This is a genomic window from Candidatus Planktophila versatilis, assembly GCF_002288105.1.
In the GTDB taxonomy this organism is placed as follows: domain Bacteria; phylum Actinomycetota; class Actinomycetes; order Nanopelagicales; family Nanopelagicaceae; genus Planktophila; species Planktophila versatilis.
In genome coordinates this window covers 144,273-156,535 of record NZ_CP016774.1, presented here as the reverse complement: position 1 = coordinate 156,535, position 12,263 = coordinate 144,273, and the positions used below count along the sequence as shown (strand labels likewise).

Annotated in this window: 11 protein-coding genes; 6 read left to right on the top strand and 5 right to left on the bottom strand. The window is 49.0% G+C overall.

Annotated features, from left to right (window positions below):
• Positions 1–48: 48 nt before the first annotated feature.
• Positions 49–1,977, bottom strand: a complete 1,929-nt coding sequence (gene typA / locus A1sIA79_RS00800) for a translational GTPase TypA (protein WP_095674359.1) — start codon at positions 1,975–1,977, stop codon at positions 49–51.
• A complete protein-coding gene (gene ychF, locus A1sIA79_RS00795; protein ID WP_095674358.1) occupies positions 1,970–3,043 on the bottom strand; it encodes a redox-regulated ATPase YchF in 1,074 nt (357 codons plus the stop codon). The genes typA and ychF overlap by 8 nt, the downstream gene beginning before the upstream one ends.
• Positions 3,044–3,094: 51 nt before the next feature.
• Between ychF and A1sIA79_RS00790 the strand changes: the two genes are divergently transcribed.
• From A1sIA79_RS00790 to A1sIA79_RS00780, 3 genes are all read left to right on the top strand, one after another.
• Positions 3,095–4,297 (top strand): DNA recombination protein RmuC, encoded by a 1,203-nt coding sequence (locus A1sIA79_RS00790; RefSeq protein ID WP_095674357.1) that lies wholly within the window; start codon positions 3,095–3,097, stop codon positions 4,295–4,297.
• 3 nt (positions 4,298–4,300) lie between these two features.
• Entirely contained in the window at positions 4,301–4,690 is a 390-nt protein-coding gene (locus A1sIA79_RS00785) for a hypothetical protein (protein ID WP_095674356.1), read from the top strand.
• An 80-nt stretch (positions 4,691–4,770) separates the two neighbouring features.
• Complete coding sequence (locus tag A1sIA79_RS00780; RefSeq protein ID WP_095674355.1) at positions 4,771–5,862, top strand: hypothetical protein; 1,092 nt, start codon at positions 4,771–4,773, stop codon at positions 5,860–5,862.
• A 26-nt stretch (positions 5,863–5,888) separates the two neighbouring features.
• Here A1sIA79_RS00780 and A1sIA79_RS00775 read toward each other — a convergent pair whose 3' ends face one another.
• Positions 5,889–6,839: a 4-hydroxy-3-methylbut-2-enyl diphosphate reductase gene (locus tag A1sIA79_RS00775; protein WP_095674354.1), complete on the bottom strand. Its 951-nt coding sequence runs from the start codon at positions 6,837–6,839 to the stop codon at positions 5,889–5,891.
• A 26-nt stretch (positions 6,840–6,865) separates the two neighbouring features.
• On the opposite strand from A1sIA79_RS00775, the gene xseA reads away from it, so the two are divergent.
• Genes xseA through A1sIA79_RS00760 form a run of 3 tightly spaced genes read left to right on the top strand, consistent with a single transcriptional unit; the run spans position 6,866 to position 9,963 of the window.
• Complete coding sequence (xseA, locus tag A1sIA79_RS00770; protein WP_095674353.1) at positions 6,866–8,071, top strand: exodeoxyribonuclease VII large subunit; 1,206 nt, start codon at positions 6,866–6,868, stop codon at positions 8,069–8,071.
• 23 nt (positions 8,072–8,094) lie between these two features.
• Positions 8,095–8,310 carry an exodeoxyribonuclease VII small subunit gene (locus A1sIA79_RS00765; protein ID WP_095674352.1) on the top strand — a complete coding sequence of 72 codons (216 nt, stop codon included), beginning with the start codon at positions 8,095–8,097 and terminating at the stop codon, positions 8,308–8,310.
• The gene (locus A1sIA79_RS00760) at positions 8,311–9,963 is read left to right on the top strand and encodes a fumarate hydratase (protein WP_095674351.1); all 1,653 of its coding nucleotides are present in this window, start codon (positions 8,311–8,313) and stop codon (positions 9,961–9,963) included.
• 3 nt (positions 9,964–9,966) lie between these two features.
• On the opposite strand, the gene A1sIA79_RS00755 is transcribed toward A1sIA79_RS00760, so the two are convergent.
• Together A1sIA79_RS00755 and A1sIA79_RS00750 are read right to left on the bottom strand one after the other, a co-directional pair.
• Complete coding sequence (locus A1sIA79_RS00755) at positions 9,967–10,584, bottom strand: aggregation-promoting factor C-terminal-like domain-containing protein (protein ID WP_223298357.1); 618 nt, start codon at positions 10,582–10,584, stop codon at positions 9,967–9,969.
• A gap of 260 nt (positions 10,585–10,844) precedes the next feature.
• Complete coding sequence (locus A1sIA79_RS00750) at positions 10,845–12,083, bottom strand: PhoH family protein (RefSeq protein ID WP_236857924.1); 1,239 nt, start codon at positions 12,081–12,083, stop codon at positions 10,845–10,847.
• Between the last annotated feature and the right edge of the window lie 180 nt (positions 12,084–12,263).

The following is a 12,263-nucleotide window of genomic DNA, read 5'->3' as shown; positions in this document are numbered from 1 at the left end:
ACGGCGGTGACAAGTCACGTGAGCCAAAGGTGAATTAACGCTGATGAATTAGTTCTGGTTATTCTTCTTTGCTCGAGATGTGGCTCGAGCGCGCTCTGCCCCGTCGAGCACCACTTTACGAATACGAACAACTGCTGGAGTTACCTCCACGCATTCATCTTCGCGGCAGTACTCAAGGGCGCCTTCCATATTGAGCTTCTTCGGTGGAATCAACTTCTCTGAATCATCAGTACCGGAAGCACGCATATTGGTAAGTTTCTTTTCACGCACACAGTTGACATCCATATCATCAGAACGTGAGTTCTCACCGATAACCATGCCTTCATAGACTTCATCACCGGGTTCAACGAAGATTGATCCGCGTTCCTGAATTCCAGCTAGTGCATATGAAGTCACAGCGCCGATGCGATCTGAGACAAGCGAACCTGTGCCACGGGTACGAAGTTCACCAAACCATGGCTCGTATGAATCAAATACATGGTGCAGCAGTCCTGTTCCGCGAGTTTCAGTAAGGAACTCAGTACGGAAACCAATCAGACCACGTGATGGAACTTTGTAATCAAGTCGAATCCAACCGGTTCCGTGATTGACCATCTGTTCCATGCGACCCTTACGAAGTGCCATCAACTGGGTGAGCACACCCAAGTAATCTTCTGGGGCATCGATAGATAAGCGCTCCATTGGTTCGTGAAGTTTTCCATCAATCATCTTGGTAACTACCTGTGGCTTACCCACGGTGAGTTCAAAACTTTCGCGCTTCATGATTTCAACTAGCACAGCCAGCTGTAGTTCACCGCGGCCTTGAACTTCCCACGTATCAGGACGTTCGGTATTAAGAACACGCAGTGAAACGTTACCGACCAGCTCTTTATCAAGACGATCTTTCACTTGGCGCGCAGTAAGCATCTTGCCGCTCTTGCCCGCTAGTGGTGATGTGTTGATACCGATAGTCATAGAAATTGATGGCTCATCGACGGTAATAAGAGGTAATTGATGTGGGTTTTCTAGATCTGCCAGTGTTTCACCCAAGGTAATTGTCTCAATACCAGCAACGGCAATGATGTCTCCGGGGTGGGCTTCCAGTGCTGGAACGCGCTCGAGTGCTTCAGTCATCAGCAACTCAGAAATCTTTACCCGTTCAATGCTGCCATCGGTTTTAATCCAAGAAACAGTTTGACCTTTCTTAATCACACCTTCGTGCACGCGGCATAGCGCCAAACGTCCAAGGAACGGTGATGAGTCAAGGTTTGTCACGTGTGCCTGAAGGGGTGCGCCTTCGTGATAAACAGGTGCTGGAATTGTGGCGAAGATGGTGTCAAATAGAACATCAAGGTTTTCTTCTACCGGCATTCCACCATCTGCGGGACGTGTCAGGGAAGCACGTCCTGCCTTAGCTGATGCATAGACAACGGGGAACTCAATTTGTTCTTCATTAGCATCAAGATCTAGAAAGAGCGCGTATGCCTCATCGACAACTTCAGCAATTCGTGAATCCGGGCGGTCCACCTTATTAATAAGGAGAATGACTGGAAGATTCTTTTGTAGTGCTTTGCGCAATACAAAACGTGTTTGTGGCAGTGGGCCTTCAGAGGCATCGACGAGCAAGATAACGCCATCGACCATCTCTAGACCACGTTCAACTTCGCCACCGAAATCTGCGTGGCCTGGTGTGTCAATGATGTTGATGATGGTGTCACCACGTCTTACCGAAGTGTTCTTGGCAAGAATCGTGATGCCCTTTTCGCGTTCTAGATCCATTGAATCCATCATGCGGTCTTGGCCTTCTTCTTGCTTCTTATAAGCAGCGAAAGCTCCGGATTGCCACAACATCGCATCAACGAGTGTGGTCTTTCCATGGTCAACGTGAGCAATGATCGCAACGTTGCGAAGGTTGTCACGGGTCTTCTTTGGAAGATCCTTGAGGTGAGCCTGATTAAGGCGTGCTCTGGCGGTATTAAGTGCTGGGCTATTAGACATTGAATCTGAACTCCACTACGTCTCCGTCTTGCATGATGTATTCCTTACCTTCCATCCGCACTTTGCCTTTAGCTTTCGCTTCCGTCATTGTGCCCGCTTCTACCAAGTCGGTAAAAGAGACGATTTCAGCTTTAATGAAACCTTTTTGGAAATCTGTGTGAATGACACCGGCCGCCATCGGTGCGGTGTCACCTTTATGAATGGTCCAAGCGCGCGTCTCTTTTGGACCGGCAGTTAAATAAGTTTGTAGTCCTAAGGTAGCAAAACCAACTCGGGCAAGAGTAGCTAGCCCTGGTTCAGAAAGTCCGATTGCTTGCAAGAGTTCGAGTGCGTCCTCATCAGAGAGTTCAGCAAGTTCGGCCTCAGTCTTAGCATCGAGAAAGATTGCTTCAGCTGGTGCAACTAGGGCTGATAACTTCGTGCGCAGTTCAAGGTCAGCAAGTTCGGCGGCATCAACGTTAAAGACATAAAGAAATGGTTTTGCAGTGAGCAGGTGAAGTTCATGCAAAAGTTCGCGATCAATCTTTGACTGGGAAAGTGGCTTTCCTGATTGCAACCACTCATTGGCTTCCTTGACCGCCGCTAAAACGGGGGCCTTCTCTTTCGCAACGCGCGCTTCCTTCTCAAGTCGCGGAATTGCCTTTTCAATTGTCTGTAGATCTGCGAGCGCAAGTTCCATGTTGATTGTTTCCATGTCACTAGCAGGATCGATGCGACCATCGACGTGAACCACATCGCCATCGGTAAAGACGCGGATAACTTGGCAGATGGCATCGGTCTCGCGAATATTGGCAAGAAACTTATTTCCGAGGCCAGCACCTTCGGAGGCGCCCTTCACAATGCCGGCGATATCAACGAAGGACAAGGCAGCTGGAAGTAGCTTTTCAGAACCAAAGATTGTGGCCAGCTTTGCTAAACGCTCATCCGGAACGCCCACAACACCGACATTGGGCTCGATCGTGGCAAAGGGATAGTTGGCGGCTAAGACATTGTTCTTGGTCAGAGCATTAAAGAGGGTCGACTTTCCGACATTCGGCAGGCCGACGATTCCAATTGAGAGGCTCATAAGTAGGACAGCCTACGGGGGATTGTCAGTCCCTCCTGCCACGATTGCCCCATGTCCAGCACAGTGGTGACCTTAATAACTCTCATTCTCGGCCTCTTTCTTGGTCTCGCACTTGGTCTGTGGATTTCTAGAATTAAATCTGGCGCAAACGGTGGCAATACATCAACGATGAGCCAAGAACTCAACGATGTGAAGGTGCTGCTTAAGGCATCTGATGATCGCCTGAAGGCAGCAGAAGCCAAAAGTGAGAACGAAACAAAGATTGCAACGCAGATGGAAGAGATGAAAGCAACTGTCGAACGGATGCGTTTGCAAGCACAAGAAGCATCGGAGAAGAGAATTGCATCTGAAGTGCAATTGGTCGGAACTATCGATGAGATGCGCAAAGCATCGACTACCTTCTTTGATGAGACAAAGAAAATTGCCGGCGCACTTGCTAGTTCGCAGACTCGTGGAAAATTTGGGGAAGCACAATTAGAACTTCTCCTAGAACAAGCAGGGCTTCGTGAAGGCCATGAGTATGTGGCACAGCGTTCCACCACCGATTCAGATTCATCTGGTATTCCTGATATCACCGTGGCAATGCCTGGGGGTTCCAAGCTCTTTATCGACTCCAAGTTTCCCTTTGATCGCTTCCTAGAAGCCTTTGGCACAGAAGACCAAGCGCAGCGCGATGAACTGCTCTTGCTACATACCAAGGATTTACTCAAGCATGTCGATGCGCTCGCTAAGCGTGGCTATCACAAATCGCAGAACTCCCCTGACTTTGTTGTGCTCTTTCTTCCCTTTGAGACGCTGCTGGCAGAATCACTTCGCCTTGATCCGCTCTTGCTTGAGAAAGCATTTAAAGTCGGGGTCACACTGGCAACTCCCACATCAATGATGGCGCTGCTGCGCACCGTGGGCCATATCTTCACCCGCAACAAGTTGGCTGAAAACGCTGATGACATCACAAAGGTGGCAGCAACTTTTCTAAAAAATGTCACACTCTTACATACCAAGATTGTTGCGGTGGGTAAGGCAATTAATCAGACATCTAAAGCATATGAAGATCTCATTCCCACAGCGGAAAAGACGGTCCTTGCACCCGCTCGTCGAATCAATAAACTAGGTGTAGCTGGCGATAAAGATAAGCTGGCAATTGAATATCCGGAATCTCCGGCAGATGTAAGGGCGCTAAATAACCCAGACTTAGATAGCCTAGATTTAGATGCACCCGATGATTTCATCGATGTTGAAGTAGTAGAGGAGTAAGTGATGAAAGGCCCCGGACTAAAAAAACAAGGTGTGGTATTTCTGCAAGCACTGTTTATCTTTATCTTCACATCACTTGAAATCTGGATTCGCTCTGGTCCTGGAATCATCTCTGGTCTGATCATCGCCCTAGTTACCTATGGCGGTGTTGCTTATGGTCGCACCGGAACTCGTTATGTTGCAGCTGTCACGCCACCACTTGCCTATGGGGCAACAGTTCTTATTCTGACTATTCTCAGTGACGGCCTTTCGATATCCAGAGTCGGCATCGATTTCATCGGTTCCCTCGCCAGCGTTGCACCGTATCTACTTCTCAGCGCGCTCTATGCCTGGTTTATGTTCTTAAATGAGAAGGCAAAGAACCGCCCTTCTAAGCGCGCAGCTGCTGCCTAGGGTTAATTACTGAACAAATAAAGGTCAAATACGGGCAAATGCCCTCTTGTAATAACTTAATTCCCGCATAGGCTTTTCATATGGCTAAGAAGCTCATTGCATTCTTATCAATACTTTCTCTCTTCCTATCAATTCCCCTTCTGCCAGCAAACGCTGCTGCCAAAGCAGGCGCTAAGTGCACTCAAGCAGGTAACACAGAAGTGGTTCTCGGCAAGAAATATACCTGCATCAAAACTGGAAAGAAGCTGGTTTGGAATAAGGGAGCTTCGCAATCTCCTGGGAAAAACATGGATGCAAGAGAACAGGCATATAACAGTGTACGGCTTATCTATAATGCAAATAAGGATTATTCACCTAAAAATGATATTCAAATAATCTCACATTCTTCAGTTAAGCAGTCAGAAGTTAGTGAAATAGGAAATCGTACAACTAATGTTCTCAAATTTTTTGGAGACGAAGCAGCAAGCATTAATTTCCATATCGTAATTGGAGATAATGAGAATACTGCATGGATGGTACAAGAATTTACTAAAGCAGATCCAGCAAATGCAGGAGGCCATGCTGAATGGGGAGCTTGGTTCAAAGGTAATCTAAATAGCGGTAATCGTTGCAAGTTGTCGAACGCCGGTAGTATGGGTACGTCAGATGGTTCTGCATTACTTCAATTCACTCTTTATCCAAATGATTGCACCAATCCACGAGATATTGTTTGGAAAACTATTGTTGAGCATGAGGTAGTTGGCCACATGCAACGAGTTTGGTCAGAAAAGCGGGACGAGCTACTGCCTTGTTGGCTGAACGAGGGTCAACAGGTTTATTACGGCAGTGTGCTTGGAACAGCCAAAAATTTCTCGGAGTTCAAAGAAGTTTTTTCTTGGCACAAAAGGTTTAAAAAAGAGGATCTCATGACTGCCGCCAAGCGACTTGGAACTGGATTTAGCGGTGTTGCCTGCGGCTCCCAAGAGGGTGGATATGAGGCAGGTCGGCTACTTGTAGAACAACTTATTTATCAATTCGGCCATGAAGCACTTTTATCTTTTACGAAAGCTATTGTTAATACACCTGGTCAAGACAGTGAGAAGTGGAAAGTTGCCTTTGAAAAGCAATTTAAAATCAGTTACGACGAGTGGCTTGAGAAAGTCGTACCTGAGATCGAAAAACGAGAATTATAGATAATCCTTGTGGGCGGTGAAATTTTCTACTTAGCAGCCTTTAAATCAGCGCGTAGCTCTTTCGGTAGTGCAAAGAGCAGCGTCTCCTCCGATGATCGAACTTCTTCCACATCGCTATAGCCATGCTCATCTAAATGCTTAAGTAAGTCATTGACAAGGATTTCCGGAACAGATGCACCACTTGTCACACCAATGACCTCAACGCCTTCAAACCACTCATCTTTTACCTCAGTTGCATAATCAACAAGATAGGCAGCCTTTGCGCCATATTCCAAAGCCACCTCAACTAGGCGCACGGAGTTCGATGAGTTTGTCGAACCCACAACGATAACCAGATCTGCCTGTGGGGCAATTGCCTTAATTGCTTCTTGACGATTTTGGGTGGCATAACAAATGTCATCTGATGGTGGGTTAGCAATTTCTGGGAAACGTTCTTTAAGAATTGCAACAGATTGCATAGTTTCATCAACTGAGAGCGTGGTCTGGGTGAGCCAGACTAGTTTTTTACCTGGTGTGGGAATGATGGTGCGAGCTTCATCCAGACCGTCGACAACGCGCACCTTGCCTGGTGCTTCACCAGCAGTTCCTTCAACTTCTTCGTGTCCAATATGACCAATCAGAAGAATTTCAGTTTCATCATCGGCGAAACGCTTTACTTCATTATGCACCTTAGTTACCAAGGGGCAGGTGGCATCGATAGTTTTAAGGTTTCGGGCAGCAGCCTGTTCGTGCACGGCAGGTGATACGCCATGGGCGGAAAATACAACTGTGGCACCCTCTGGCACTTCATCGGTTTCATTAACAAAGATGACGCCGCGCTTTTCCAGAGTTGAGACCACATGCTTGTTGTGGACAATTTCTTTACGGACATAGACCGGAGCGCCATAGAGTTCCAGTGATTTTTCAACGGCAATCACTGCGCGATCAACGCCGGCGCAATAACCACGAGGCGCGGCTAAGAGAACTCTTCTACTCATAAGGTCCAGTCTAATAGGCTCACCCCATGTTCGAAACTTCACGTGAAGCCCCGGCGCCAGTGCGCGTGGTCTCAGAAGCGATAAAAGAGTATGTGGATCGACTTGGCCCAATCTGGATTGAGGGCGAGATTTCAGAACTTAATGAACGCAGCGGTGGCATGGCATTTATGCGACTGCGCGATACCAGTGCAGATATGAGCCTTTCTGTGATGTGTCACAAATCAGTATTAGCCAGCGTGCAACCACTGCCGGCAAATGCGCGCGTTGTGATCCATGCCAAACCTTCGTGGTTTACTAAAAACGGCTCACTGACAATGTCTGCCAAAGAGATTAGCCAAGTGGGTGTGGGCGAACTTCTTGCACGTCTGGAAGCACTGAAAGAGAAGTTAGCTGCCGAAGGATTGTTTAGCGCTGATAGAAAGATTGCACTACCAAGACTTCCGCGAAAAGTTGGCTTGATCTGTGGTCGCAATACCGATGCTGAAAAAGATGTGGTGGAAAATGCCCGCCGGCGCTGGCCAGCAGTTGAATTTGAAATTCGAGAAGTTGCAGTGCAAGGCGCCGCCGCTGTTGTGGAAGTGTCAGCAGCGCTAAAGGAGCTTGAGGATGACCCGGATGTAGATGTCATCATCATTACTCGTGGTGGTGGCTCCTTTGAAGATCTCCTGCCCTTCAGTGATGAGTCACTGGTTCGCCTTGCTTCAGAATGCACGACACCGATTGTCAGCGCCATCGGCCACGAGAAAGATGCACCCCTTCTTGACTATGTCGCCGACTATCGCGCATCTACTCCCACAGATGCGGCCAAGCGCGTGGTGCCAGATATTGCGCAAGAAATTAGTGATATCGAAAAGATTCGAGATCGCATGTATCGAACGCTGGTCTCCACTATTGGCTATGAGATCAATTTGATTGCTCAACTACGAAATCGCCCGGTGATGAAAGACCCGCAGCTGATGGTTACCTCCCGCCGCGATGAGATAAAGGCGCTGCGAGATAGATCTATTCGCAGCTTTGCATCGATTATTGAAATTGAGAAGAAGGAGTTAGCGGGTGTTAAAGCCCACCTGCGTTCGCTCTCACCACAATCAACGATGGACCGCGGGTATTCGGTGGTGCAGTTAGCAGATGGCGCAATCCTGCGCGATGCCACAAAGGTGAAGGTGGGCACTCGTTTGCGCATTCGCGTGGCAAAAGGTGAGACCGCAGCCACCGTTAGTTCTCCCGAATAACTACAAGAGAGTAGATTGTGCTCATGGCCGCTAAAGATGCACAGCCCTCCTATGAAGCCGCTCGTGATGAGCTCGCCGAGATAGTTGAATCACTAGAAGACGGCAGCGCAACCCTAGAAGAGTCACTGAAGTTATGGGAGCGCGGAGAAGAGCTAGCCAAGATCTGTCAGCAATGGCTCGATGGCGCCAAGAAGAAGCTTGATGCGGCAAAGAGTTCTACCAAGTCTGAGGAGAAGTAAGTGGCTCCAACTTTTTCATACACCGACATGCTTCCCATTGGACCGGACACAACCAAGTATCGACTTCTGACCAAAGAAGGTGTGAGCGTTGAGAAAATAGGCGATAAGCAATTTCTTCACGTGACAGCCGAAGCAATCACCCTGCTCACCGAGACAGCAATACATGATATTTCGCACTACCTGCGCAGTGAGCATCTACAACAACTCTCCAAGATACTTTCTGATCCAGAAGCCTCGGCTAATGATCGCTTCGTCGCACTGGACTTACTTAAAAATGCCAATATTGCAGCCGGTGGAATCTTGCCGATGTGCCAAGACACCGGAACGGCTCTGATCATGGGCAAGAAGGGGCAATACGTATTAACTAGTTCAAAAGATGAAGTCGCACTTGCCCAAGGTGTGTATGACGCATTTACCAAGTTAAATCTGCGATATTCACAGATGGCTCCCACCACAACCTGGGAAGAGAAGAACACCGGCAATAACCTGCCGGCCCAAATTGAGATATTTGCCGATAGTGAGCACCCTGATGAGTACAACTTCTTATTTATCGCCAAAGGCGGCGGCAGTGCCAACAAATCTTTCCTCTATCAAGAGACCAAGGCAGTTTTAAACCCAACCTCATTTTTAAATTGGTTAGATGAAAAGCTCCGCTCGATTGGCACCGCAGCTTGTCCCCCGTATCACTTAGCTATAGCTATTGGTGGCACCAGTGCCGAATACACAGTTAAGACCTCAAAGCTCGCCAGCACCCATTACCTCGATAACTTACCTACTTCCGGAGATGGCGTGTCAGGCCATGGCTTTCGCGATCTAGCCCTGGAAGAAGAAGTCTTTAAACTCACGCAGAAGTTAGGTATTGGCGCCCAGTTTGGCGGCAAGTACTTCTGTCACGATGTGCGAGTTGTGCGCCTGCCTCGCCACGGAGCATCACTGCCGATTGCTATTGCAGTCTCCTGTTCGGCAGATCGCCAAGCAAAGGCGAAGATCACCAAAGATGGAATTTTCATTGAGCAGTTAGAGACTGAGCCAGCACATTTCTTGCCAGAAACTACCGATGAACATTTAGCTGACAACGTAGTAAAAGTTGATCTCAATCAATCGATGGATGCTATTCGGGCCGAGCTTTCTAAGTACCCGGTAAAGACTCGTCTGTCATTAAGTGGCACCATTGTGGTGGCGCGCGATTTGGCACACTCTCGAATCAAAGAGATGCTGGATGCCGGTAAAGAGATGCCGGAATACTTAAAGAAGCACGCCGTTTATTACGCAGGTCCGGCAAAGACACCAACTGGGATGGCCTCTGGTTCATTTGGCCCCACCACTGCTGGCCGAATGGATTCTTATGTGGATCAATTTCAAGCAGCAGGTGGATCACTTGTCATGTTGGCAAAGGGAAATCGATCTAAGGCTGTCACCGATGCCTGTAATACACATAAGGGTTTCTATCTCGGTTCCATCGGCGGACCGGCAGCACGCCTGGCCCAAGATTGCATCAAGAAGGTGGAAGTTCTAGATTTTGCAGATCTTGGCATGGAAGCGGTCTGGAAGATTGATGTCGTTGATTTCCCAGCATTTATTGTCGTTGACGACAAGGGAAATGATTTCTTTGCCGAGACGATGCGCCCGTTAACTATCGGGGTTAAGCCTTAACTTCTAGTAGTAACGACTGCGCTTGAATTTAGACCAAGCGCCACATGGTGTGTCATAACGTCCTTCGATGTAGCGAAGTCCCCAACGAATCTGGGTCACCGGATTGGTGCGCCAATCATCGGCGATCAGATCCATCTTGGAGGCAGGTAGGGCTTGTGGAATTCCATGGGCGCCAGAGCGGTAGTTATGTGCTTTGTAATTCCAATGGCTTTCTTTGGTCCATAAGTTATTCAGGCAGCGATACTGCTCGCCCTCCCAACCATATTCATCGGCCATGATCGCCTTAGTTACATTTTTGGCGCCAACGATGGTGCGGGCCATTTCAACCTGACGACTTAAGTTGGCAACGATCGCCATCTCAGAGATCTGGCCAGAAAGAGATGCCATCGGTAGTCCGCTGGTGACCCTAAGATTTTTTGCCATCGGATTCTGACTGGTCAGATTTACTGAATCAGGTAGAGCCAGCCGGCTAGTCATTGGAAAATCCAGACCGTAGGCACTTGGCTGGGCCACGGCGAGCAGGAGCATCGAAGCAACGGTCGCCCAGAGCGCAGGCTTGGTGACTCGCCCGCCGGTAAAGGAGGCAAGGGCGGCGAAGAATGCACGCAGCTCTGATCTCATCTTCGGTACTCCTTTCATCCTCTGGTCATCTCTGACCTTCTTTGCCCATGGCGCCATGACCTCAAAATGAGGTTATGACTTAAGGGAAGGGCTTAATCGTGTCTAGTCAGGGGGTGGGTCGCAAATTTAATCCTGCGTGGGTCGCAAATTCACAGAGAAAGGGGTAGTTGTGGATAGGTAAAAGCCCAGGTCAGCTAGGGCAAAGTCCTATATGTCCGATTTGTTACTGTGAGATTTAAATAGAGGTAAAAACACCCGGCTTAGCTTTGCGGACCTTCCAGCAGTTCAGTGACCAGCGCAGCTATCGGTGAGCGCTCTGATCGAGTCAGGGTCACATGGGCAAAGAGCGGGTGGCCTTTGAGCGTTTCCACCACCGCGACCACGCCATCGTGGCGGCCCACGCGCAAGTTATCGCGTTGGGCAACGTCATGGGTGAGAACTACCCGTGATGCCTGGCCAATTCTGGACAGGACGGTGAGCAGAACTCCCCGTTCTAGTGATTGGGCTTCATCGACAATGACAAAGGAGTCATGCAGCGAGCGCCCGCGGATGTGGGTCAGCGGCAGAACTTCAATCAGACCTCGAGCAATAATTTCATCAATGACTGCTTGGCTCACAAGGGCGCCTAAGGTGTCGAAGACTGCTTGCGCCCAGGGCGACATCTTTTCGCCTTCACTGCCCGGCAAGTAGCCAAGCTCTTGTCCGCCGACCGGATAGAGCGGGCGGAAGATGACAACTTTCTTATGAAGGCGTTTTTCCATCACCGCTTCAAGTCCGGCGCAGAGAGCCAGCGCTGACTTACCAGTTCCGGCTCGTCCCCCTAATGAGACGATGCCAATTGATTCATCAAGGAGCAGATCTAGTGCAATGCGTTGTTCGGCGCTACGACCATGAAGACCAAAAGCTTGGCGGTCACCGCGCACTAATTGCAGTTGCTTGCTCTCAGTCACCCGGGCAAGTGCGCTTCCTTTTTCCGAGTGCAGCACGATTCCGGTGTGAACCGGAAACTTATGAGCACATTCGTGGTCTGCTCGATCAGATGAGTAGAGCTCATCGATGGTGCTGTGGCCAACAGATACTTCTTCAATGCCAGTCCAGCCGCTATTAGAGACAAGTTCTGCTAAATACTCTTGGGCTTCGACTCCCACCGATGATGCCTTCACTCGCAATGGAAGATCTTTGGTCACAAGAACCACGTTCTTTCCATCAGACATCAGGTTCTTGGCAATAGCCAGGATGCGCGAATCATTGGTGCCATCGCGCAAGAAGCCGTGGGGCAAGGTGCTTAAATCTGTGTGGTTAAGTTCGACCGAGAGCGTTCCACCTTCAGGTGTAATTGTCAGAGCTGAATCAAGGCGACCATGTTCAATGCGAAGATCATCAAGTGCGCGAAGTGCGGCGCGGGCAAAGTAGCCGAGTTCCGGATGGTCGCGCTTGGTCTCTAATTCGCCAATCACAGCGATTGGAATAATGACTTCATGTTCTTCAAATCGGGACATTGCCCCGGGGTCTGCCAGGAGTACTGAGGTATCTAAAACATAGGTTTTACGGGCGGAAGTGCTCTTCTTTGAAGTAGCCAAGGCCTAACCATTCTCTGTAGTTGTAGTCATGGGGAAGAGACTGGGTGGTGCTTCTGACTTGCAAAAGATAGAACGAAAGAAATGGACTATTGGTGCGAC